The sequence below is a fragment of the Microvirga sp. CF3016 genome (assembly GCF_036314085.1).
In the GTDB taxonomy this organism is placed as follows: Bacteria; Pseudomonadota; Alphaproteobacteria; order Rhizobiales; family Beijerinckiaceae; genus Microvirga.
The window spans coordinates 237,431-261,444 of the sequence record NZ_JAYGGM010000008.1; the positions used below are offsets into that span (position 1 = coordinate 237,431).

Consider the following 24,014-nt stretch of genomic DNA (forward strand, 5'->3'; position numbering starts at 1 on the left):
GCCCACGGGTTCTGAAAACAAAAATCCCCGGGCCTGGGGCCCGGGGATCCATCAGACTCTCGAAGACCGAGAGACCGATTACTTCTTGTCGGTGCGGGCCTTGAGAGCCGCACCGAGGATGTCGCCGAGCGACGCGCCCGAATCGGCCGATCCGTACTGGGCCATGGCCTCCTTCTCCTCAGCGACCTCGAGGGCCTTGATGGAGACGGTGACGCGACGGGCCTTGCGGTCGAACTGCGTGACGCGGGCATCGAGCTTCTCGCCGGCGGCGAAGCGCTCGGGGCGCTGGTCGGCGCGGTCACGAGCAAGCTCGTTGCGCTTGATGAAGGTGGTGAGGTCCGTGTCGACGATCTTCACCTCCAGGCCGCCGTCCTTCACCTCGAGAACCTCGCAGGTGACGATCTGGCCCTTCTTGATCTCGCCGGCTTCGGCGAAGGGATCGCCTGCAAGCTGCTTGATGCCGAGCGAGATGCGCTCCTTCTCGACGTCCACGTCGAGAACCTGAGCACGGACGATGTCGCCCTTCTTGAAGTCGTCGATGACCTGCTCGCCCGGACGGTTCCAGTCGAGGTCCGAGAGGTGGACCATGCCGTCGACGTCGTTCTCGAGACCGATGAACAGACCGAACTCGGTCTTGTTCTTGACCTCGCCTTCGACTTCGGAGCCGACAGGGTGCTTCTCGGCAAAGGCCTCCCACGGGTTCTGAAGCGTCTGCTTCAGGCCGAGCGAGATGCGGCGCTTCACCTGATCGACCTCGAGGATCACAACCTCAACCTCCTGCGAGGTGGAGATGATCTTGCCGGGGTGGACGTTCTTCTTCGTCCAGGACATCTCGGAGACGTGGATCAGGCCTTCGATGCCGGGCTCGAGCTCAACGAACGCACCGTAATCGGTGATGTTCGTGACGCGGCCCTTCAGCTTGGCGCCGACCGGATAGCGGGCGGCGATGCCTTCCCACGGATCGGCGAGCAGCTGCTTGATGCCCAGCGAGATGCGGTGCGTCTCGTGGTTGATCTTGATGATCTTCACCTTCACCGTCTGGCCGATGGTTACGACCTCGGACGGATGGTTGACGCGGCGCCATGCCATGTCGGTGACGTGCAGCAGGCCGTCGATGCCGCCGAGGTCAACGAACGCACCGTACTCGGTGATGTTCTTGACCACGCCGTCGATGACCTGACCCTCTTCGAGGTTGGCCACGAGTTCGGAGCGCTGCTCGGCGCGGCTCTCCTCGAGAACCGTACGACGCGACACGACGATGTTGCCGCGGCGGCGGTCCATCTTGAGGATCTGGAACGGCTGAGCCACGCCCATGAGCGGGGTGACGTCGCGGACGGGACGGATGTCGACCTGCGAGCGCGGCAGGAACGCCACGGCGCCGTCGAGGTCGACCGTGTAGCCGCCCTTCACCTGGTTGAAGATCGTGCCGTTGACGCGCTCGCCGGCCTCGAAGGCCTTCTCGAGCTTCACCCACGACTCTTCGCGGCGGGCCTTGTCACGGGAGATGACGGCCTCGCCCAGCGCATTCTCGATGCGCTCGACATAGACCTCGACCTCGTCACCGACGACAACCGTCTGGTCGCGGTTCGGGCCGGCAAATTCTTTCAGGGCGACGCGACCTTCGGTCTTGGCGCCGATATCGATGACCGCGACGTCCTTTTCGATCGCGACCACCTTGCCCTTCACGACCGAGCCTTCGCTGATCTCGGAGGTGCGGAAGGATTCTTCGAGCAGGGCCGCGAAATCTTCACGGCTCGGCTGTTGCAAAGCTGCAGACATAGGTTCTCCTGAATGGCCCTCGTTCAAAGGGGCAACGCCGGCGGCTCGTGTTAACGGGCCGTTTCCAGCCGCCGCTGCCCGAGGACGCCCCTTTTAGGGCCATGTCCAGGGCATGCCGCTTCATCAGCGGGCCGGCGTATCATCGACGGATGGAAACGCTTGTACCGACAAGACTTTTCGGGACGCCACAAGGGCGCGGAACACGCGCCCTACGCTTAATAAACCGTCAATGTCTTGTCGGATGAAGGTTCTCTTATCCCAATTGGGCCCGGATCACAAGGCTTTCAAGGATTTAAGCAGATCCCCGCACAGGCCGCCCGGGCCCCGGCGCTCAGCCGGGGGCGGCTCCCTGCGTGTTCACGTAGACCGCGTAGAGCGACTGGCTCGCCGCCATGAACAGCCGGTTCCGCTTGGGCCCTCCGAAGCAGACATTGCCGCAGACTTCCGGCAGGCGAATGCGCCCGATGAGCTTGCCCTCGGGCGTCCAGACGGTCACGCCGCTGTAGCCGACCGCCCGGCCTGCATTGCTCGAAGCCCACAGGTTGCCGTCCACGTCGCAGCGCAGGCCGTCGGGGCCGCACTTCACCCCGTCGATCACGCAGTCGGTGAACACCCGGCGGTTGGAGAGCCTGTTGTCGGTGCCGACGTCGAAGACGTGGATGTCGCCCTTGCCGCCGGGGCCCGTGTCGCCCGGACCCTTGCCCGTGCTCGCCACGTAGAGCCGCTTGTAATCGGGCGAGAAGCACAGCCCGTTGGGATCGGGGACCTGGTCCTCCGTCACCACGAGGTCGACGCGGCCGCTGGGATCGACACGGTAGCAGTTGGTCGGCAGCTCCCGCCGCGCCGTGCCGATGCCGGCCGGCTGGCCGAGCCGGGGGTTGAGCCGCCCGCCCGCATTGCTCGGCCCACCCTGGACGTCCGGCGCGCCTTCGTAGAGCTGGCCGCCATAGGGCGGGTCCGTGAACCAGTAGCTGCCGTCGGGATGGGCGACCACGTCGTTGGGAGAGTTGAGGCGCTTGCCCTCGAAGGAATCGGCCAGCACCGTGACCGAGCCGTCGAGCTCGTAGCGGACGACGCGCCGGGTGAGATGCTCGCAGGAGAGCTGGCGGCCCTGGAAATCGAAGCTGTTGCCGTTGCTGTTGTTCGACGGCATGCGGAAGACCGTCACATGTCCATCGTCCTCGAGCCAGCGCATCTGCCGGTTGTTCGGGATGTCGCTCCAGACGAGATAGCGCCCTTGGGCGTTCCAGGCCGGCCCCTCGGCCCAGAGCGCTCCCGTCCACAGGCGGGTGATGGCGCTGTTGGGCTGGGCGTACTGGTTGAAGAGCGGATCGACCGTGAGAATGTCCGGATCGGTGAAATAGGTGGTGGGGGCACCGCCGGGGCCGAAGTCGCGCGGGGGATTCGTCACGGTGCTGGGCGGCTGGGCGGGAGCCTGTGCGAGGGCGCTGCCGGAGCTGGCGGCAAGAGCCCCGACGCCCATGGCCTTGATGAGGCTGCGTCTGGACAGGATATCAGGATACTCGACCGACGAACGGTGCTGCGAAGTCATGGACACCTCCCTGGTTCGGCATCTTTGTCGCCCGCCGGTCAGCCGACCGCGAGCCTCGCTGCTGGGGCAGAATCCCATTTCAGCGAAGCTTGAACTGCTCTTTAGAGGAATTCAGTCAAGAGCTGACTCGGAAGAGTTATCGCCGCGTCATCGCGCAGCACGATCGTCCTGACCCGACGGCTGGAAAAACATTCACCCCCGCTTTGCGCAAAGCGGGGGTGAGAAGGTTCGAGCGATGGCAGCGAAGAGGCCGCCGGTCTTCAGTCCTCGTGAATGAGGCTGTGCTCGCGGGTGTCCCTCATTCGCAGGTACACGATGAGCGACAGGCCGATCATGCCGGTCACATACCAGAAGAAGCCGTATTCGATGCCCGCCTGCTTGAACCACAGGGCCACGTATTCGGCCGTGCCGCCGAAGACCGTGTTGGCGATGGCGTAAGGCAGCGCGACGCCGAGCGCCCGGATATGGGCCGGGAACATCTCGGCTTTCACCACCGCGTTGATGGAGGTGTAGCCGGTGACGATCACGAGCGCCGCAAGGCAGAGGGCGAAGGCCATGGTCGGGTCCTTTGTGCCTGCGAGCGTCGAGAAGATCAGGTAGGTGAACAGCACGCCGAGGATGCCGAAGCCCACCATCAGCGGCTTGCGGCCGATCCTGTCCGACAGGGCGCCGGCCACGGGCTGCAGCAGCATGAAGACGAACAGCGCCGCGGCCGTGATCTGGCTTGCCGACTCCCGGGAGAAGCCCGAGGTGTTGACCAGGAACTTCTGCAGGTAGGTGGTATAGGCATAGAAGGCGAGCGTGCCGCCGGCGGTGAGCGCGATCACCGTGAAGGCCTCGCGCGGATATTGAGTGAAGAGCGCGAAGCCGCTGGAGCGCGGGGCGGTCGTGCCTTGCGCGTTCTTGTAGGATTGCGTCTCGGCAAGGCCGCGGCGGAGATAGAAGACGATCACCGCGAGCACGCCGCCGATGGCGAACGGGATGCGCCAGCCCCAGGCTTCGAGATCCCGCTCGGGCATGACCTGCTGCAGGATCAGAAGCACGGCGAGCGCGAGAAGCTGACCCGAGATCAGCGTCACGTACTGGAAGCTGGAGAAGAAGCCGCGGCGGCTCTTGCCGGCCATTTCGCTCAAGTAGGTGGCGCTGGCGCCGTACTCGCCGCCGACGCTGATGCCCTGGAGCAGGCGCGCCAGAACCAGGACGATCGGCGCAAGCACGCCGATGCTCTCGTAGCCGGGCGTGACGGCGATCATCAGCGAGCCCGTGCACATGAGCGTGACCGAGAGGGTCAGGCCTGCCTTGCGGCCCCGGCGATCCGCGTAGATGCCCATGATCCAGGCGCCGATGGGGCGCATGAGGAAGCCGACCGCGAAGACGGCGGCGGCGTTCAGGAGCTGGGCGGTCTGATCTCCCTTGGGAAAGAAGATCGGCGCGAAATAGAGGGTGAAGGCGGAATAGACGTACCAGTCGTACCACTCGACCATGTTGCCGGCCGATCCGCCGAGGATCGACTTGAGGCGGCCCTTCTGGTCGGCGACACTGTTTTTCATCAACATCATGCGTTTCGTTTTCCAACGGGGGCACGCGCCCCGGCGAGGGAGCGCATGGCTTTACGGAGAGGATGGAAGGATGTCGGAGGGGGCGGCAGCGATTGGCGTCCCGCTGCGGCCTTATATGTTTGCGCCCGACATAGGGCCCGCTTGACCTTGGGTCAAACCGGCCAGTCCGAGCGCCGCGCCTGGGCGACGGCCCAGTCGAGGGCCTGTTCGAGCCGGTCGTTGCCCCAGAACATCTCCCCATCCTCGGTGAAGAAGGTGGGCGCGCCGAAGAGACCGCGGGATTGGATCTCGTCGCCCATCCGGCGCAGGCGCATCTTGTTGGCATCCGCCTGCGCCTCCGCGAGGATCGCTTCGGCCTCGAGCCCCAGCCCCGTCAGGATCCCGGACAGCACCGCCGGATCGGCGATGTCGCGGCATTCGCCGAATTCGGCCGTGTAGACCGCCTTGGTGAAAGCCGGGGTCCAGCCGCGCTCGACGCCGAGGAGCGCGACGCGTGCCGCCAGAAGTCCGTTCTGGGGAAAGGTCTTGGGGCGGTAGAAGGGCAGCCCGAGCCGGGCCGTCTCCCGCTCCATGTCCCGCCACATGTAGCGGCCCTTGACCGGATAGGCCGCGAAGGGCGACGTCTCCATCCCCTGGGCCTTGAAGATCGGCCCGAGCAGGAACGGGCGCCACAGGAGCGCCACGCCGGCCTCGGCGGCCGCCTTTTCGATGCGCATGGCGGCGAGATAGGAATAGGTGGAGGCGAATTCGTACCAGAATTCGAGATGCGGCTGACGGATCATGAGCGCCTTTCACTGCCGGCGACCTGGAGGAAGGAACGGGCCAACTCCCAAAGCCGGCTTTCGCTCCATGATGCGGCCTATCCTATTCCATAGGGTTATGGCAGTTCCTGGCTTTCCGATCAGGAATGCAAGGGAAGCATGCCCTTCGATCCAAGCGAAAGTGGCTTCCCCTTTCGGGTCCGATGTTCTAAGTCGCGAGCACCCTTATCTACGGAACCCTTGCTATGGCTGAGAAGCGCGTGAACAAGGTCGTGCTCGCCTATTCCGGCGGCCTCGACACCTCGATCATCCTCAAATGGCTGCAGACCACCTATGGCTGCGAGGTGGTGACCTTCACGGCCGATCTCGGCCAGGGCGAGGAGCTCGAGCCGGCGCGCAAGAAGGCCGAGCTTCTGGGCATCAAGCCCGAAAACATCTTCATCGAGGACCTGCGCGACGAGTTCGTGCGCGACTACGTGTTCCCGATGTTCCGCGCCAACGCGCAGTACGAGGGCCTTTATCTCCTCGGCACCTCCATCGCCCGCCCGCTGATCGCCAAGAAGCAGATCGAGATCGCCGAGAAGGTGGGCGCCGACGCCGTCGCCCACGGGGCCACCGGCAAGGGCAACGACCAGGTCCGCTTCGAGCTCGGCTATTATGCCCTGAAGCCCGACGTGACCGTGATCGCCCCCTGGCGCGAATGGGACCTGCGCTCCCGCGAGCAGCTCATCGCCTTCGCCGAGCAGCACCAGATCCCGATCGCCAAGGACAAGCGCGGCGAGGCGCCGTTCTCCGTCGACGCCAACCTCCTGCACGCCTCCTCGGAGGGCAAGGTGCTGGAGGACCCGGCCATGGAAGTGCCGGACTACGTTTATTCGCGCACCGACGGCCCGGAGACAGCCCCCGACAAGCCGACGGTGATCAAGATCGAGTTCCAGAAGGGCGACCCGGTCGCCATCGACGGCAAGAAGCTCGGGCCCGCCGACCTGCTGGCGAAGCTCAACGAGCTCGGCAAGGTCAACGGCATCGGCCGCCTCGACCTCGTCGAGAACCGCTTCGTCGGCATGAAGAGCCGCGGCATGTACGAGACGCCCGGCGGCACGATCCTTCACCTCGCCCATCGCGGCATCGAGTCGATCACCCTCGATCGCGGCGCGGCTCACCTGAAGGACGAGCTGATGCCGAAATACGCCGAGCTCATCTATAACGGCTTCTGGTTCTCGCCCGAGCGCGAGATGCTCCAGGCGCTGATCGACAGGTCGCAGGAATTCGTCACCGGCGAGGTGACGCTCAAGCTCTACAAGGGCGGCGTCCACCTCATCGGCCGCACCAGCCCCTACACGCTCTACGACCAGGACCTCGTGACCTTCGAGGAAGGCGCCGTCGCCTACGACCACCGCGACGCCGCAGGCTTCATCAAGCTCAACGCGCTTCGCCTACGCACGCTCGCCCAGCGCAAGAAGAAGTTGGGGCTGTAAGCGAACAGAAGAAAAGCAGCTGCATCATGGCCGGGCATGTCCCGGCCATTTTCCTTTTCGGCAAGCGCCTCCCGCGTGCAGCCAATCCCGATCGTCTCGCGTTGATGTGAGGCTGCCCTTTGGAGGAGAATGGGGAACTTAAGGGAAACTCAGCCGTAGAGATAAAAATCTCAACGTCCGACGGAGGCCCGATGCCGTTGCCCCATGTTCCGTACGCACCATCGAAAGCCGCGATCGCCGGGCATACGATCCACCGGCTGCTCGCGTCGTTTCCCGTCGCATGCTTCACGCTCGCGCTCGCAACCGACATCGCTTATTGGCGCACGTCGAACCTGATGTGGCTGGAATTCTCCGCCTGGCTCCTGCTGGCGGGCATCACCGTCGGCGTGGCGGCCGCCCTGTTCGGCGCGATCTATTTCCTGGTTCGCTTCGGGATCCGCGCCGTGAGGTTCGGCTGGCCCGCCGCCCTCGGAACCCTCGTCGTTTTGATCCTGGCTTTCTTCAACAACCTGGCCCATGCGGTGGACGGCTGGACGGCCGTCATGCCCTGGGGGTTGACCCTGTCGGCCCTGACGGTGCTGGCCATGCTCGTCACGCTGTGGCTCGGCGCTTCGTTCGCCTATGGTCCTGCCTTGGGAGTGCGCAATCATGTCTGACCGCTTTCGCCTGCAACGGGCCTCGGCTTTGACGGGAACCTGCCTCCTGGCCCTTGCGCTCGCCGGCTGCACCGACAGCGACACGGGCTTCGACATCTCCAGCCAGATCGGCCCCGATCCGGTTCTGCCGGAGCCCAGCACGGAACTCATGCCCGATCTGAAGGTCGCCGAGGTCGTCGGCTGGAAGGACGGTCAGACGCCGAAGGTCCCGCAGGGCCTGACGGTGACGCTCTACGCCAAGGACCTCGTCAGCCCGCGCATGGTGCGCACGCTGCCGAACGGCGACGTGCTCGTCGTCCAGTCGCGCGCCCCGGAGGGCAAGCCGCTGCCGCGGCCCAAGGACGTCATCCGCCAATGGGTCATGGCGATGGCCAAGGGCGACACCGGCGGGCCGCAGAAGGAAAGCAACCTGATCACGCTGCTGCGCGACACGAACCGCGACGGCACGGTCGACGAGCGCCACGATCTGCTCAAAGGACTCAACTCGCCCTTCGGTGTCGTCTGGCACGAGGGAACGCTGTACGTGGCGGCGGCCGATGCGATCCTGGCCTATCCCTACCGGCTCGGAGAGACGGCGATCGCGGCCGCGCCCAAGATGCTGGCGCCGCTGCCGGGCGGGCCGATCAACCACCACTGGACCAAGGATCTGGCGCTGAGCCCGGACGGCCGGTTCCTCTATGCCTCGGTCGGCTCCAACTCGAACGCCGCAGAGCGCGGGCTCGAGGCCGAGAAGGGCCGGGCCGCGATCTGGCAGGTGGATCGGGCGACCGGCATGTCCCGCCTCTACGCCTCGGGCCTGCGCAATCCCAACGGCCTGACGTTCCATCCCGAAACCGGCGTTCTCTGGACCGTGGTGAACGAGCGCGACGAACTCGGCCCCAATCTCGTGCCGGACTACCTGACCTCGGTGCAGGAGAACGGCTTCTACGGCTGGCCGTGGAGCTATTTCGGCAATCACGTGGACGAGCGCGTGCACCCGCCGCGCCCGGAGATGGTGCAGAAGGCGATCAAGCCCGACTACGCGCTCTCGAGCCACGTGGCGGCGCTCGGCCTGACCTTCTCGATGAACGCGTCGCTGCCTGAGCAATACAGGAGAGGCGCGTTCATCGGCCAGCACGGCAGCTGGAACCGCAATGCCTTCAACGGGTACAACGTGGTCTATGTCCCGTTCGAGAACGGCCGGCCTGCCGGCAAGGCTCAGGAGGTTGTCACCGGGTTCCTGGAGGGCGACCAGGCCCGCGGCCGGCCAGTCGGCGTCACCATCGACGGCACCGGCGCGCTCCTCATCGCGGACGATGCGGGCAACGCCGTGTGGCGCGTGGCGGCGAGCGGCCCGGTTCCGCCGAGCCAGTGACGACAGGATGAACCAGCAAGGAAGGACCGGCCGATGGCCGGTCCTTCCTTGCTGTCGGAAATCATCGATGTCTTACGATCAGCTCTTCGGGGTCATCTGAAGGCGCTCGCTTGCAGCCCTTTCCACCGCCTCCCGGGAGTAGAGCAGCGGCACGTAATCGCCGGTCGCCCAGAGCGGCGCGAGGTCGCGGTAATGCGGGCTGTAGGGATTGCCGGACTGGCCCGGCGTGTTGATCGCGCGGCTATCGTCCCAGTTGCCGACATCAAGCACCATGCGGAACGACGCACCGGACGTCACCTTGAACGTGGTCGGGCTGTAGCCCGCCGCGTGGGGCACGTTGTTGCCGCCGCCCATCACGAGCGGCCCGACGGTCATCTGCGCCTGGGTCGCCTTGTCGGCGAGGGGCTTCAGGGCATGGTTGAACTCCGCCTGGTGCAGGTTGCCCCATTTCCATTGCGCCATGTCGTCGCCCAGCAACTTGCCCACCTCGTCGGCCGCGGCCGAGAGGCTCTGGAGCAGGATCCTGTCCCGCGCGGCCGCCTGATCGGCGCCCAGCGCCTGGTCGGGCTTCTCGAGGTAGTCGACCACGGCCGAGAGGCTGCCGTTGCCGATGATAGCGCGCGCTGCCTCTGGCGCCGTCGCGGCCACCGTCGCCCGGCCCAGATGCTTGCTGGTCCAGACTTCGAAGAGCGCGGCGCCGGCGCTGTCGGCGGTCTCCCGCGCGTCCCAATTCTGCAGCAGTTCGAGCGCGGCCCGCTGCTTCGGATCCTCCGAGCGGAGCGGCTTGAGCAGGGCGATGAGCCGGCGGCCGAGCATGCTCGTGTCGTCGTTCTGCAGGTCCATGGCATCGGCCAGGGTGAACTTCGGCTTCGATTGCAGCACCTCCGTGATGCGCTGGAACCGCGAAGGATCGGCCCATTGGTCGAAGCCGATCTTGCGCTCGTTCACCGGATAGCCGGGAGGCAGGTTGTTCTGGTTCGCGGTCGCGAAGAAACCCTGGGACGGATTGTACTCCCGCGGCAGGTCCGACATGGGGATGAACCCCTCCCACTCGTAGCGTCCGTCGCCGGGCACGGGCGTCAGGCCGTCATAGCTCACCCGCCTGGGCGTAAGCCCGCCCGGGATCCAGCCGATATTGCCGTCGGTATCTGCGTAGACCTGGTTCTCGGAGGGGGCGCCCCAGCGGTCCATGGCCTGCGAGAACTCGTTCCAGCTCTTGGCCGTCATGTAGTCCGACGAGCCGAAATAGGCGGAGGTGCCGGGATCGAACCAGACCGAGCGCATGGCGAAGGCCCGTCGCCCGGCGTCATCCTTGGACAGCACCGGCCCATGACGGGTGAAGAGCAGGTCGACGTTGCGCGGCTCTCCGCCTTTGACCTCGATGGTCTCCCGCACGACCCTCATGTCTTCCCAGCCGTCGCGGAACCGGTACTGGTTGGGGTTGCTCGGATTGAGCTCGTAGACATAGAGGTCCTCCTGGTCGATCGCGAAGATCGTCAGGCCGAAGGCGATCCGCCCGTTGTGCCCGATGGAGATGCCCGGCAGGGCCGGCTCGCCCGCTCCGATCACCGACATGCCGGGCGCATTCAGATGCACGATGTAGCGTAAGGACGGCACGCCGTGGGCCCGGTGCGGATCGTTCGCCAGGATCGGCCGGCCCGTCGCCGTCCGGGAGCCGGCGACCACCCAGTTGTTCGATCCGATCCGGTCGATATTGGCCATGGCCTCGTTGAGGAAGTCCTCGTGCGTGTCCAGGGAGGCTTTCTTCTGCGGCGCCGTGAACGAGACGTCCTTCGTGCCGAGCTCGTAATCCTTCAGAACATCCTTCGGGATCGAGCATGGGTCGAGGCCGGCCGGAACCTTCGTCTGCCATTCGGGCTCGAACTTGGTGCGCAGGCGGTCGGCATCGAGACCGGCCGCGCACGCGACCTGCGCGCGCCGGACTTCGGACGCCACGTTGCGGGTCAGGCCATGGCTGCGGATGCGCACCACATCCTCCGGCTTCCACAAGTCGGGCTGCGTCCCGGCGATCTTGAACTCCGCCGGTGCGGGACGGGTGCCGTCCCGCACCTCCTGCACGAACGCATTCACGCCCTCGACGAAGGCTTCCGTGTAGGTCTTGGCGTTGGGTCCATAGGCGGCCCATTCCTTGTCCATGTCGCCGCGATAGAGGAACATGCGGGCGGCGCGGTCCTGCTCCGCGTAATCGGGGCCGAAATCCTTCGCGAGCAGGCCGAGGCCGCGCTTGCGCCAAAGGTCGATCTGCCAGAGCCGGTCGCGGGCCGCATTGTAGCCCTGCATGAAGAAGGCATCGTGCTGGTTGGCCGTGTAGATATGCGGAATGCCCCAGTGATCGACGATGATTTCAGCCGGAGCCTGCAGCCCCTTCACCGGCTGCGACGCGGTTCGAACGGCACTCGACATGTCGGCGGAGGCCGGAATGGCCGTGCTTGCGAGCAGAGCACCCACATATGGCACCCATCGTGCGGTTCTGGACAAAGCTCTCATCGCGTTCTCCTCCCTTGGCGAATGCGATCATTCCCTTGTTCTCCAGGATCGGAGTGGCGTTCGGGAATCGATCTCACCCGATGCTCGGTCTTTCGTCGGGCGATGGACAATTGCATTCCTGACGGGGCAGCCATCAGGTGGCGGAACTTGTCGCCTCGGGCGTCCACGCTATCTGTGCGCGCTTGCGAACCGCATCGACCACAAGGCCAGGCCTCATCGGGATGAAGGCTGCAGCCGTTGCGATCCAGATTCCGGAAGACGAAGGGTTGCGCGATGCGTCGGTTACGTCGCCGCTGCGGCGGGCTCCCGCGCATCGTCCGCATCGCCCAGCGGAATGTCCATCAGGCACACGACGCCGGCGGGCGCATAGGTGAGCTGAACGTCGCCTCCGATATCCTGCGCCAGGCTGCGCTCGATCAGCCGCGTGCCGAAGCCCCTGCGGGTCGGCACGGTCACCAGAGGGCCGTCCTGCTCCTGCCATTTCAGCACCAGGCGCGGAACGTTGCCGTGTATCACCGTCCAGGTGATGACGACGCATCCCGAGGGGACGGAGAGCGCTCCATATTTTGCCGCATTGGTTGCGAGTTCGTGGACCGCCATCGCAATGGCCAAGGCCGTTCGCGGAATGAGGCGAAGACGTGGTCCTTCGATCTCGAGGTGCTTCGTCTTCTGCCTGAGATAGGGCTCGACGACTTCGTCGATGATCTCCCGAAGCTCCGCTCCCTCCCAGTTCTCGCGCGTGAGCACGTCATGGGCGCGGGCCAGGGCGAACAGACGGTCCTCGAAAGCCTGGAGCTTGGGACGGCTCTCCTCGTTCACCTGTCGCAGGCTTTGGGCCGCCATCGACTGGACGATGGTCAGCGTGTTCTTCACCCGGTGATTCAGCTCGTTGATGAGAAGCTCCCGGTGCTCCTCCCATTCCTTGCGCTCGTGGATGTCCACGCTGACGCCGAACCATTTCTCGATGGCGCCTTCCGGGCCGACATGCGGCAGGGCGCGAAAGGCGTGCCAGCGATACTCCCCGTCCTGCCGGCGGTAGCGCACCTCGCCCTCATAGATGTCGCCCGTCTCACGGCAATGCTGCCAGTAGGGCAGGATGCGTTTGGAATCCTCGGGATGCATCGTGCTCGCCCAGCCGAAACCGAGCGCCTCCTCGACGGTCTGTCCGGTGAACTCGTGCCAGCGCTCGTTCATGTAGATGATGCGGCCGTCGTTCGCGCAGGCCCAAACGAGCGCGGGCGCTGCATTGGTGACGGTCTGGAACTCCGCCACGCTTGCGCTCAGGCGCTCCTCGATCTGCTTGCGCTCGGTGATGTCGAGAACGGAGCCGACATAGCCGAGGAAGGTGCCGTCTTCGCCGATGCGCGGCGCGGCCGCATCGATGGCCCAGCGGTAAGTGCCGTCGGCCCGACGGAGGCGGTATTCGAGCCGGAACGGCTCCCGCCTGGCATTGGCGGCGCGAAACATCTCGCCCGACCAGCCGCGGTCGTCGGGATGGGTGGCGTCGAGCCAGCCGAAACCCAATCCGGTCTCTGGAGTCTGGCCGGTGAACTCGTACCAGGAGCGTGACAGGTAGGAGCAGGTCCCGTCGGGCTCCGTGACCCAGACCATCACGGGAGCGTTGTCGGCCAGATTGCGGAACCGTGCCTCGCTCTCGCGCAGGCTCTCCTCCGCCTGGACCCGCTCGGTGACGTCATAGCCCTCGGCGAAGATGCCCGTGACCGTGCCCTCGCCGTCGGTGACTGGCTGGTAGACCAGGTCGACGAAGCGGTCCTCGACGGGACTGCCCGGCTTTCGTTGAAGCCCGACCCGCAGACTGCGTCCGACGAAGGGCTCTCCCGTCGTGTAGACCTTATCGAGCAGCTCGAAGAAGCCCTGGCCGGCGACCTCGGGGAGAACGTCTTGGACGGGCTTGCCCAGGATGTCGCGACGATGGCCCACCAGTTGCAGATAGGCATCGTTCGCCAGCTCGAAGACATGGTCGCGGCCGCGCAGCATCGCCATGAAGCCCGGCGCCTGCTGGAAGAGCTCGCGCAGCCGGTCCTGCTCCGCTCTCAGGGCTGCACGCAGCTTGACCTCCTGCGTGGTCTCCGTGCAGGCGCAGAACATGCCGCCGATACCGCCCGTCTCATCGCGGACGGGCGAGTAGGAGAAGGTGTACCAGGTATCTTCCGGGTAGCCGTTGCGCTCCATTACCAGGTGCAAGTCTTCGTGAAAGGTCGCCTCCCCGGCGAGCGCTTTCGTGACCAAAGGCTCGATGTCAGACCAGATTTCCGACCACACCTCCCGGAACGGCAGACCCAGGGCATGCGGGTGCTTCGCGCCGAAAATGGGCCGGTAGCCGTCGTTGTACAGGAAAGCGAGATGCGGCCCCCAGGCGACGAACATGGGAAACTTGGAGGTGAGCATCAGGCTCACCACGGTCCGAAGGCTCTGCGGCCAGCCTTCCGGCAGACCGAGGGGCGACGTGGTCCAGTCATGGGCGCGCATGAGCGCCCCCATCTCGCCGCCGTCGCTCAGGAAGTCGAGGTTGGGAGCGACCTTACCGTGCATCGTGACCGCCCGGAGATGGCTTGGTCCTGCATTCATGAGGCGAGTCGGGCCTAGCTGGAAACCGAAGAGGGATGGACGGGACGGCACAGGCTATGCCTGCGCCGCGAGAGTGAACCTTGACTTTCACGTGAGCCTAAACGCGGGCGGCCGCGGAATGTTCAAGGTTGTTCTAGTGGGCATGCCAGTTTTCGGAAGGCAGAGGATCTCCTGCCATTTAGGCCGCCGCTACGTTCCTTCAATGTTTCCCATGATGGGATGTGAGCGGCAGGATCCGGTATGACAATCGCCCCACGCATCATTCCGGGCGGATCGGAAGAGTCGATGGTGGAATGGCATTGTTCCGGTTCACAGCTTGCTTGTCATGATAATGGGCCATGGTCCGGGAAGCGGCCCGATCCTGACGCCCACCTCTACGCCGTCATGGCCGTCCCGGACTTGATCCGGGGATCAGTCCCGGCCATCCCGATCCGTAGAGCACGGCGCTTCACAAGATCGGGATCACCGGCACGAGGCCGGTGATGACGTGGGAGGGTGGGAGCGGGGTGGCACTGCTGTGATGCAACGCTATGTTCTCACTTTGTTCTTGACACAGAGTTACACCTGAGCTAGGGTGGTGCCCAGATCGGTTCCTGCGAGGGGCGCGCTCGCGAGGCGTCGCAGTGACGGGAGCCGGCACGGTCCTGCGGCAGGCCTCGCACGCCTGGGAGCGCAGGAGGCCGACCTTGGGTGTCGTCCCAGCTGGTCCGCCTGAAAAGAACCGTGCGCGAGGTGCCGTCCGGCTCTTCCATCTCCCACCATCATCATCGAGCCGGGCTGCCACTCGCGCCACCCTCGATCATCCTTCCGGCTCAGGGCTCACCGGCCCTGGGCCTGAAGGTGCTGGCCGCTTTGCCCAGAAAGGTGTCACCCTGCCCTATTGCCGCCGCTCTCTTATCATTATATTGCAGCGCATCAGATTTCGCCCGGTACGAGCCAGGGGCGCGGCGACGCTTGCCGCGTGCCGGGCCGCTTTGCTTTGAAAGACCCCTTATGAAACTACGCAATATCGCCATCATCGCCCACGTCGACCACGGCAAGACCACCCTCGTCGACAAGCTGCTCCAGCAATCCGGCAGCTTCCGCGAGAACCAGCGCGTGGAAGAGCGCGCCATGGACTCGAACGACCTGGAGAAGGAGCGCGGCATCACCATCCTGGCGAAGGCCACCTCGGTGGTCTGGAAGGACACCCGGATCAACATCGTCGACACCCCCGGTCACGCCGATTTCGGCGGCGAGGTGGAGCGCATCCTGAGCATGGTCGACGGCGCCATCGTGCTCGTGGACGCGGCCGAAGGCCCGATGCCGCAGACCAAGTTCGTGGTCTCCAAGGCCCTCAAGATCGGCCTCAAGCCCATCGTGGCGATCAACAAGATCGACCGTCCCGATGCCCGCCACACGGAGGTCATCAACGAAGTGTTCGACCTGTTCGCGGCGCTCGACGCCACCGACGAGCAGCTCGACTTCCCGATTCTCTACGGATCGGGCCGCAACGGCTGGATGGCCAAATCCCCGGAAGGTCCGAGCGACGAGGGCCTGGCGCCTCTGTTCGACCTGGTGCTCGAGCACGTGCCGCCGGCGAAGACCGAGGACGGCCCGTTCCGCATGCTCGGAACGCTGCTCGAAGCCAACCCCTTCCTGGGCCGCATCGTCACCGGCCGAATCGCCTCCGGCACGGTGAGGCCGAACCAGTCGATCAAGGTGCTCGACCGTGAGGGCAAGGTGGTCGAGACCGGCCGCGTGTCCAAGATCCTCGCGTTCCGCGGCCTGGAGCGCCAGCCGATCGAGGTCGGCGAGGCGGGCGACATCGTGTCTATCGCGGGACTCGTGAAGGGCTCGGTGGCCGATACCTTTTGCGCGCCCGAGAACGACATCCCGATCCAGGCGCAGCCCATCGATCCGCCGACCGTGACCATGTCCTTCATCGTCAACGACTCACCCCTGGCCGGCACCGAGGGCGACAAGGTGACGAGCCGCATGATCCGCGACCGCCTGTTCAAGGAAGCGGAAGGCAACGTGACCCTCAAGATCGAGGAAGCGGCCGACAAGGATTCGTTCTACGTCTCCGGTCGCGGCGAGCTGCAGCTCGCGATCCTGATCGAGACCATGCGCCGCGAGGGCTTCGAGCTCGCCGTGTCGCGTCCCCGCGTGGTGTTCGAGAAGGACGAGAACGGTCAACTTCTCGAGCCCATCGAGGAAGTGGTCATCGACGTGGACGAGGAGCATTCCGGCGTCGTGGTGCAGAAGATGTCCGAGCGCCGCGCCGATATGATCGAGATGAAGCCGTCGGGCGGCAACCGCCAGCGCCTCGTGTTCTACGCTCCGACCCGCGGCCTCATCGGCTACCAGAGCGAGCTTCTGACCGACACCCGCGGCACTGCGATCATGAACCGGCTGTTCCACGCCTATGAGCCCTACAAGGGCGAGATCGCGGGACGGCGTAACGGCGTGCTGATTTCCAACGACTCGGGCGAGGCCGTGGCCTACGCCCTGTGGAACCTGGAGGATCGCGGCCCGATGATGATCGAGCCCGGCTGGAAGGTCTATCAGGGTATGATCATCGGCGAGCACAACCGCGAGAACGATCTCGAGGTGAATGTGCTCAAGGGCAAGAAGCTCACCAATATCCGCACGACCTCCAAGGACGAAGCGGTGCGCCTGACGCCGCCGATCCGCATGACGCTCGAGCGTTCGCTCGCCTGGATCGAAGACGACGAGCTCGTGGAAGTCACGCCGAAGTCGATCCGCATCCGCAAGGCGATCCTCGACCCGAACGACCGCAAGCGCGCCGAGAAGCAGAAGGAAGCGCTGAGCGCTTAAAGGCAGTGCCTTATGCCGATGATGAAAGGCCGCCCTTCGGGGCGGCCTTTTCCGTCTTGATGGCCTGCTTCGTCATGGTCGGTGATGAGGAGGCCTATCCTTCAGCCTTGCTGCTCTGGCCTTTCTTCGCCCCTTCCCCCATCGGGTTCGTCGAATCCTCGCCCGAGGCTTCGGGGTTCTCGCGGCCCTGCGGGGTTAGCCGGGGAGCGCTGATATCCTCTTCCGTCGCCTGCTTGGACTTGTCGTCGGATTTTGCCATCGCTGTCATTCCTTTGCTGCTTCAGGTGGGACCGCCGGAGCCGCCGGTCGGCCCGGAGCCGGAATCGGAGCCCGCGTCGCCCTCATTGCCGAGAGAGCGCGAGCCGCTCGGATCGGTGAGCCCGGTCGCACGGCCTCCGGCATCGGTGCCGCTCGCGGGGCTGCCCTTCGGGCCGCCGGGGATGGTGCCGGAGCCCACCTGAGTCTTGTTGGAGGGATCCACCGCACCGCCGAGATCGAAGCCGGGGCGGTCCTGGGCGCCGGGACCGGGGTCGCGCCCGGCCTCTTCAGGATCGGGACGTTCCGTCGGGACGCGGGGTCCCTCATTCTTGTTCCGGGTCATGGTGCTCATCGTCCTTACGAGCTTGTCGAATCCGTCGCGTCGCGGTCGCCGGCGTCCGGCAGGGCCCCCGTGCCGGGGGTCGAATCCGGATTGGTCAGCGACGGCTTGCTATGGGGACCCGCCGCCGGCTGCTTGTCGCCAGCCTGCTTTTGGGAGGAATCCTGCGGATTGCCCTGCGGGTCGAGACGCTTGGACTCGACGTCTTTCTTCGTATCGTCGGTGTGGTTGCCGTAGCCTGCATTGCCCATCGCGCTCTCCTCTCAACCCTGCTGCTTGCCGTTCACGGCGGTTGCCCGGTCAATGGCCTCGGCGGTCGCATCCTTGTCCTCGGGCGAAAGGGTCGCGTCGCTCAGGTGCTTGGTGGCCTCTGGCGTCTCGGCGGCCGTGAGCTCGTCATGACCGTCCATGCCGGCCTTGCTGGTCTGGCCGGTCTGCCCCTGGCGGTAATTGTAGGCCTCGCCGCCGGGCTCGCTCCACACCCGCCGCAGGGTGGCGTTGCCCTCGATGCCGCCGTCCCGGTTCGGATCGACGGGGCTGTCGGTGCCGCCGCGCTGCTCGTTGCGGATCTGATCCGCCGTTTGGTCCTTCAACGAATGAGGCGCCTTGCGTTCCGCCATGATGAACTCCTTGAAACATCGTTCGAATTTCGGGCGTGCAAGGAGAACCCAGCGGGCGGGGCGAAGTTCTGGCCACGCTTGGGGCGGCCGCAAACAAAAAGGGCGGCCGTGACGCCGCCCTCGGGTCGATGGGTGCGATGAAACGATCAGAGGCCTTCGAACAACGCGCTCGAGATGTAGCGCTCGGCGAAGGAGGGCGCGACCGTGATGATGCGCTTGCCCCTGAACTCGGGGCGCGCGGCTACTTCCAGGGCCGCCGCCACATTGGCGCCGGTGGAGATGCCGCCGGGGATGCCATCGAGCTTGGCGAGCTGGCGCGCCGTATCGAACGCCGTCTGGTTGCCTACCGTCACCACGTCGTCGATCAGCGACCGGTCGAGGACATCCGGCACGAAGCCGGCGCCGATGCCCTGGATCTTGTGCGGGCCGGGCTGGCCGCCGGAGAGGACGGGAGAATCCTCCGGCTCCACGGCGATGACCTTCATGTTCGGCAGGCGCGGCTTGATCACCTGAGCGACGCCCGTGATCGTGCCGCCGGTGCCGACACCCGCCACGAAGGCGTCGAACTGGCCGTTGGTGTCGTTCCAGATTTCCTCCGCCGTGGTCTTGCGATGGATTTCCGGATTGGCCGGGTTCTTGAACTGCTGCGGAATGACGGAGTTCGGGATCTCGTTCAGGAGTTCCTCGGCCTTGGCCACGGCACCCTTCATCCCCATGGGGCCAGGGGTCAGGATGAGTTCCGCACCGAGATAGGCCAGCATCTTGCGGCGCTCGATCGACATGGTTTCGGGCATCACCAGGATCAGGCGGTAGCCGCGCGCTGCGGCCACGAAGGCGAGCGCGATGCCGGTGTTGCCGGAGGTCGGCTCGATCAGAGTCGTGTCGGGGTTGATCCTGCCGGCCGCCTCCATGGCTTCGATCATGCTGACGCCGATGCGGTCCTTCACGCTCGAAATCGGATTGAAGAACTCGAGCTTGACGAGGATCTCGGCGTCGATCCCGCGCTCCTTGGGCAGCCGGTTGAGGCGCACGAGCGGGGTATTGCCGATGGTTTCCGTGATTGAGCCGTAGATGCGGCCGCGGCCGGGCTTTGTCTCGGAACCCGACAGATGGGCAGTGTCAGCCATAGGTTTCCTCCTTCAGATCAGCGAAAACTTAGCCTTTTCCCCGCAGAGTGTCGATATTTACCTCAATTCACACGTCAGATCGTAAAATCAACGGTAGGCACCGTGTCGACGGCCGATTCCGCCTGCGCCTTCTGGCACAAATCCTCCACCGTCACTTTGTCGAGCTCGGCCAGGAAGGCCTCGGTTCCGCGCTGGACCAGGGGAGACACGACGGCCTCGGCGAGGCGCGATTCCGGCACCGGCGACGAGCCGTCTTCCTCCAAGGCCGACATGGCGATGCGCACGATGTCGCCTGCTGTGATCCGACGCCGCTCGCGGGCCAGCTCATAGCCGCCGCGGGGGCCGCGCACACCCTTCAGGATCCCCTGGCGGACCAGGGCCTGCAGGACCGGCTCCAGGTAGCGCGGGGGCAGGTTGTGCCGGGCGGCGAGCGCCTTGGCCGAGACCGGCATGGGCCTGGCATGAAGGGCGATGTCGGTGACGGCAGCGATGGCGAGAAGCGAGCGGCGCGAGAGAAAGTTCATGCGAGTGCTCCCTTACCCCAGTCCCGTCGACCCGAAGCCGCCTGCAGCGCGGTCCGTCTCGTCGACTTGGCGCACCTCGACCGGTTCTACCATAGTGACCGGTGCAATCACCATTTGGGCGATGCGCATGCCGCGGGCGACGGTGAAGGGCTCGGCCCCGAGATTGACGAGAAGCACCTGCACCTCGCCGCGGAAATCCGCATCGATCGTGCCCGGCGCATTGAGCACGGTCACCCCATGTTTGAAGGCAAGCCCCGAGCGGGGCCGCACCTGCGCTTCGAAGCCGGGTTCGAGCTGGAGCACGAGACCGGTTGGTACGAGAGCCCGCTGCATCGGCTGCAGGATGATCGGCGCGTCGCCTGGATTGGCCGCGACGAGATCCATTCCCGCCGCTCCGGCGGTCTCATAGCGCGGCAGAGGCAGATCGGCCGCGTGGGCGAGACGCTGGATGCGCAAGGAGCGACTCATGGCTTCGCGCCTTCCACCATGGTGCTCAAGCGCTCGACGAGCTTTTTGGCCACGTCGGTTTTCGACAGGGTCGGCCAAGTCTCCACATCCTCGGCGGTGACGAGATGCACGGTATTGCTGTCTCCTCCCATGACGCCGCCTTCGGTCGACACATCGTTGGCGATGATGAGATCGCAGCCCTTCTTGGCGAGCTTCTGCTTGGCATGCTCGATCACATGCTCGGTTTCGGCCGCGAAGCCCACCATGAGCGGCGGGCGGTTCTCGGTGCGATGCGCGATGGTGGCGAGAATATCGGGATTTTCAGCAAGCGACAGGTTCGGCAGCGCACCGTCCTTCTTCTTGATCTTCTGCTCGCCCGCATTGGCCACGCGCCAATCGGCGACGGCGGCCGCAAAGATCCCGATATCGGCCGGCAAGGCGCTCTCCACGGCCTGCAGCATCTCGCGGGCGCTTTCCACGTGCACGGTGGTCACGCCGACAGGATCGGGCAGCGTCACGGGACCCGTGATCAGCGTGACGCGTGCGCCCGCTTCGGCAGCTGCTTTTGCGATCGCATGGCCCTGCTTGCCGGAGGAGCGATTGGCGATGTAACGCACCGGATCGATGGGCTCGTGCGTCGGTCCAGACGTCACGATCACATGCCTGCCGGCAAGCGGTCCCGACGGTGCGAGCAAGCGTTCGACCGCAGCCGCAATCTCGAGCGGCTCGGCCATGCGGCCCGGACCGAACTCGGCCTCCGCCATGGCGCCGTCGTTGGGCCCGACCACATGAATGCCGTCTGCCTTGAGCGTCTCCAGATTGCGCTGCGTCGCCGGATGCAGCCACATGCGCACGTTCATGGCCGGCGCGATCAGGATCGGCAGCGTGGTGGCGAGCAGCACCGTGGAGGCGAGATCGTCCGCATGTCCTCCCGCCATCTTCGCCATGAGATTGGCCGTGGCCGGCGCGACGACCACGAGATCCGCGTCACGGGCCAGGCGGATATGGCCGATATCCGCCTCGTCCTCGCGGTCGAAGAGGTCCGTGTGCGAGCGCTGGCCCGTGAGGGCCGAGGCGGCAAGCGGCGTGATGAATGCTTGAGCGCCAGCCGTCAGGATGCAGCGGACGGAGGCACCGCGCTCGCGCAGGCGGCGGACAAGGTCGAGCGATTTGTAGGCCGCGATGCCGCCGCCGATGACGAGGAGGATGCGTTTGCCTGAAAGCGCCGTCATGCGAAGCCCCTGAACAGCATGATCATCAGCGAGGCGGCGATGATCCACAAGGCCGCCACGCCCCAGCGGTTACCCCGCGCCTCGGCCCGGCCGATGGCCGCGACGCTGTCCTGATCGAGCGCGACGCCCCGTGCCGTTACGTCCTCAAGCTGGTTGAGCACCCGCTCGGCCCGAAGCGCCAGCTCCGGCAAGTCGCCGATCACGCCGGCGAGCGTCCACAGGCCGCGTCCCGCCTGCTCGGCGCGGCCGAGAGGCCCCAGGTTGCGCTCGATCCAGTCGCGCACCACAGGCTCGGACGTGGTCCACATGTCGAGCTTCGGATCGAGGTTACGGGCAACGCCTTCCACCACCACCATGGTCTTCTGCAGCATGACGAGCTCGATGCGCGTCGCCATGTCGAACAGGGCCGTGATCTCGAAGAGCAGCGTGAGCAGCTTCGCCATGGAGATCTCGTCGGCACGGCGGTCGTGGATCGGCTCCCCGATGGCCCGAATAGCCTGCGCGAAATCCTCCACCGAATGATGCGGTGGCACGTAGCCGGCCTCGAAATGCACCTGCGCCACCCGCAGATAATCGCGGCGGATGAAGCCTAAGAGAATTTCAGCCAGGAAGCGCCGCTCCTTCATGCCGAGCCGGCCCATGATGCCGAAATCGACGGCCACGAGACGGCCTTGCGCATCCACGAACAGGTTGCCGGGATGCATGTCGGCATGAAAATAGCCGTCACGGATGGCATGGCGCAGGAAGGACTGGATCACCGTGCGCCCGAGCGCGACCCGGTCGAGGCCCGCCGCCTCGATTCCCGCCAGATCGCTGAGGCGGATGCCTTCGATCCAGGTGGTGGTGAGCACATCGCGGGCGGTGAGATCCCATTCCGGCTTCGGCACGCGAAAATCCGGGTCGTCCTTGGTGTTCTCCGCCAGCTCCGAGACCGCAGCGGCTTCCAGGCGCAGATCCATCTCGACGGAGACGGAGCGGGCCAGCGCCTCCACGATTTCCAGCGGCTTGAGGCGGCGCGCGTCGGGAACGACCCGCTCGAACAGGCGGGCCGCGGCGCGCATGGCCTGGAGATCACGGGCGAAGCCCTCGCGCACGCCGGGCCGGACGACCTTGACGGCGATCGTTTCCTCGCCCTCCGCCGTGCGGATGCGGGCTTTGTGGACCTGCGCGATGGAGGCTGCCGCGATCGGCTCGCTGAACTCCAGGAACAGCTCGTCGATGGGACGGCCGAGCGCGATCTCGACCATGCGCACCGCTTCCGCCCGCGGGAAGGGCGGCATGCGATCCTGCAGACGCTCCAGATCGCGTGCCGCCGCCACGCCGACGATGTCGGGACGGGTCGCCAGGAACTGGCCGAACTTCACGTAGGATGGCCCGAGCCGCGTCAGCGCCTTGGAGAGCCGCGCCGCGCCGTCGCCGGCCTGCGGCCGCTCGATGAGCCGTGCCATCCGCAGACCGAAGCGGGCGGCAGGCGGCAGGGCGCTCGGATCGACGAGTGCAAGCGCGCCTTCACGGGCCAGGACGAAACCGGCGCGCAGGTTGCGGGCGAGATGAACAAGGCTTCCGATCACGGGTCAGATCTTCCAGCCCGAGTGAATGGCCACGACACCTGCCGTGAGCGTGCGGTGGGTGACACGCTTGAAACCCGCCTCCTCGATCATCCGTGCGAAGGCGGCCGGCGTCGGGAAGCGGCGGATCGATTCCACCAGATACTGGTAGGATTCCGCGTCGCCTGTCACCATGGCCCCGAGCCTCGGGATGACGTTGAAGGAATAGGCGTCATAGACTTTGTCGAGGACCGGCACGTCCACCTTCGAGAATTCGAGGCAGAGGAAGCGGCCGCCGGGTTTGAGCACCCGGTGCGCCTCGCGAAGCGCCGCATCGATGCGCGGCACGTTCCGGATGCCGAAGGCGATGGTGTAGGCATCGTAGGTCTTGGATTCGAGCGGCAGCTCCTCCGCGTTGGCCTCGACGAAGTCGATGCGTCCCTCGTAGCGATGGCCGGCCCGCTCGGCGCCGACTTTGAGCATCTCGCCATTGATGTCGAGCACGGTCACACGGGTCTGCGGGCCGCTCTCGTCCAGGATCCGGAAGGCCACGTCGCCGGTGCCACCGGCGACGTCGAGATGACGGAACGGCCGGTCCCGAGGCGGCCGCAGGGTCGACACGAGGGCGTCCTTCCAGAGGCGGTGGAGCCCGGCCGACATGAGGTCGTTCATCAGGTCGTAGCGGCTCGCTACCGAACGGAAGACCTCGTTGACCTTGCCCTGCTTCTCGCCGAGCGGCACGGACTGGAACCCGAAATGGGTGTTCTCGTCGGTCATGATCTTCACCAAACCTCTCGTCATTTTAGAGCACCGGACCCGAAGGGCCGCGTCAGCGAAAACCGGATCCCCTTTTCCGCACGATG

At 65.6% G+C, this 24,014-nt stretch carries 19 protein-coding genes and 1 pseudogene; 4 read left to right on the plus strand and 16 right to left on the minus strand.

All coding sequences use genetic code 11. The features are described from left to right. Window positions 1–78: 78 nt before the first annotated feature. The 4 genes from rpsA to VB672_RS14180 form a co-directional block, all read right to left on the minus strand. Window positions 79–1,779, minus strand: coding sequence for a 30S ribosomal protein S1 (gene rpsA / locus VB672_RS14165; protein ID WP_329784836.1), 1,701 nt, complete (start codon window positions 1,777–1,779; stop codon window positions 79–81). Window positions 1,780–2,110: 331 nt separating this feature from the next. After that, window positions 2,111–3,331, minus strand: a complete 1,221-nt coding sequence (locus VB672_RS14170) for an SMP-30/gluconolactonase/LRE family protein (RefSeq protein ID WP_329784837.1) — start codon at window positions 3,329–3,331, stop codon at window positions 2,111–2,113. Window positions 3,332–3,591: 260 nt separating this feature from the next. After that, window positions 3,592–4,887 (minus strand): MFS transporter, encoded by a 1,296-nt coding sequence (locus tag VB672_RS14175; RefSeq protein ID WP_329784876.1) that lies wholly within the window; start codon window positions 4,885–4,887, stop codon window positions 3,592–3,594. 155 nt (window positions 4,888–5,042) lie between these two features. Next, window positions 5,043–5,672 carry a 2-hydroxychromene-2-carboxylate isomerase gene (locus tag VB672_RS14180; protein ID WP_329784838.1) on the minus strand — a complete coding sequence of 210 codons (630 nt, stop codon included), beginning with the start codon at window positions 5,670–5,672 and terminating at the stop codon, window positions 5,043–5,045. Window positions 5,673–5,896: 224 nt separating this feature from the next. Here VB672_RS14180 and VB672_RS14185 point away from each other — a divergent pair, with 224 nt between their 5' ends. From VB672_RS14185 to VB672_RS14195, 3 genes and pseudogenes are all read left to right on the plus strand, one after another. Then, the gene (locus tag VB672_RS14185) at window positions 5,897–7,129 is read left to right on the plus strand and encodes an argininosuccinate synthase (protein WP_329784839.1); all 1,233 of its coding nucleotides are present in this window, start codon (window positions 5,897–5,899) and stop codon (window positions 7,127–7,129) included. Window positions 7,130–7,320: 191 nt separating this feature from the next. Beyond that, on the plus strand, window positions 7,321–7,785 hold the full coding sequence (locus VB672_RS14190) for a DUF2231 domain-containing protein (RefSeq protein ID WP_329784840.1): 465 nt from the start codon (window positions 7,321–7,323) through the stop codon (window positions 7,783–7,785). After that, a pseudogene (locus VB672_RS14195) lies at window positions 7,778–9,130 on the plus strand (PQQ-dependent sugar dehydrogenase); the annotation flags it as partial. The gene VB672_RS14190 and the pseudogene VB672_RS14195, both read left to right, overlap by 8 nt. 87 nt (window positions 9,131–9,217) lie before the next feature. Here the strand turns inward: VB672_RS14195 and VB672_RS14200 are convergent. Both VB672_RS14200 and VB672_RS14205 read right to left on the minus strand, forming a co-directional pair. Next, complete coding sequence (locus VB672_RS14200) at window positions 9,218–11,647, minus strand: penicillin acylase family protein (protein WP_329784842.1); 2,430 nt, start codon at window positions 11,645–11,647, stop codon at window positions 9,218–9,220. Window positions 11,648–11,929: 282 nt separating this feature from the next. Next, window positions 11,930–14,200, minus strand: coding sequence for a PAS domain S-box protein (locus VB672_RS14205; RefSeq protein WP_329784843.1), 2,271 nt, complete (start codon window positions 14,198–14,200; stop codon window positions 11,930–11,932). A gap of 1,029 nt (window positions 14,201–15,229) precedes the next feature. Between VB672_RS14205 and typA the strand changes: the two genes are divergently transcribed. After that, window positions 15,230–17,056, plus strand: a complete 1,827-nt coding sequence (typA, locus tag VB672_RS14210; protein ID WP_329784844.1) for a translational GTPase TypA — start codon at window positions 15,230–15,232, stop codon at window positions 17,054–17,056. A 94-nt stretch (window positions 17,057–17,150) separates the two neighbouring features. Here typA and VB672_RS14215 read toward each other — a convergent pair whose 3' ends face one another. The 10 genes from VB672_RS14215 to ubiE form a co-directional block, all read right to left on the minus strand. Continuing rightward, window positions 17,151–17,315 carry a hypothetical protein gene (locus tag VB672_RS14215; protein WP_329784845.1) on the minus strand — a complete coding sequence of 55 codons (165 nt, stop codon included), beginning with the start codon at window positions 17,313–17,315 and terminating at the stop codon, window positions 17,151–17,153. A gap of 21 nt (window positions 17,316–17,336) precedes the next feature. After that, window positions 17,337–17,657, minus strand: a complete 321-nt coding sequence (locus tag VB672_RS14220) for a hypothetical protein (RefSeq protein WP_329784846.1) — start codon at window positions 17,655–17,657, stop codon at window positions 17,337–17,339. 14 nt (window positions 17,658–17,671) lie between these two features. Then, window positions 17,672–17,905, minus strand: a complete 234-nt coding sequence (locus VB672_RS14225) for a hypothetical protein (protein ID WP_329784847.1) — start codon at window positions 17,903–17,905, stop codon at window positions 17,672–17,674. A 12-nt stretch (window positions 17,906–17,917) separates the two neighbouring features. Continuing rightward, entirely contained in the window at window positions 17,918–18,274 is a 357-nt protein-coding gene (locus VB672_RS14230) for a hypothetical protein (protein WP_329784848.1), read from the minus strand. A gap of 146 nt (window positions 18,275–18,420) precedes the next feature. Beyond that, complete coding sequence (gene cysK / locus VB672_RS14235) at window positions 18,421–19,401, minus strand: cysteine synthase A (protein WP_329784849.1); 981 nt, start codon at window positions 19,399–19,401, stop codon at window positions 18,421–18,423. A 74-nt stretch (window positions 19,402–19,475) separates the two neighbouring features. Beyond that, entirely contained in the window at window positions 19,476–19,925 is a 450-nt protein-coding gene (locus VB672_RS14240) for an RrF2 family transcriptional regulator (RefSeq protein WP_329784850.1), read from the minus strand. A gap of 12 nt (window positions 19,926–19,937) precedes the next feature. Beyond that, the gene (gene dut, locus VB672_RS14245) at window positions 19,938–20,393 is read right to left on the minus strand and encodes a dUTP diphosphatase (protein WP_329784851.1); all 456 of its coding nucleotides are present in this window, start codon (window positions 20,391–20,393) and stop codon (window positions 19,938–19,940) included. Continuing rightward, a complete protein-coding gene (gene coaBC / locus VB672_RS14250) occupies window positions 20,390–21,604 on the minus strand; it encodes a bifunctional phosphopantothenoylcysteine decarboxylase/phosphopantothenate--cysteine ligase CoaBC (protein ID WP_329784852.1) in 1,215 nt (404 codons plus the stop codon). The genes dut and coaBC overlap by 4 nt, the downstream gene beginning before the upstream one ends. Then, window positions 21,601–23,175, minus strand: a complete 1,575-nt coding sequence (gene ubiB, locus VB672_RS14255) for a 2-polyprenylphenol 6-hydroxylase (protein ID WP_329784853.1) — start codon at window positions 23,173–23,175, stop codon at window positions 21,601–21,603. The genes coaBC and ubiB overlap by 4 nt, the downstream gene beginning before the upstream one ends. A 3-nt stretch (window positions 23,176–23,178) precedes the next feature. After that, window positions 23,179–23,928, minus strand: coding sequence for a bifunctional demethylmenaquinone methyltransferase/2-methoxy-6-polyprenyl-1,4-benzoquinol methylase UbiE (gene ubiE / locus VB672_RS14260; protein ID WP_329784854.1), 750 nt, complete (start codon window positions 23,926–23,928; stop codon window positions 23,179–23,181). Window positions 23,929–24,014 lie beyond the last annotated feature (86 nt).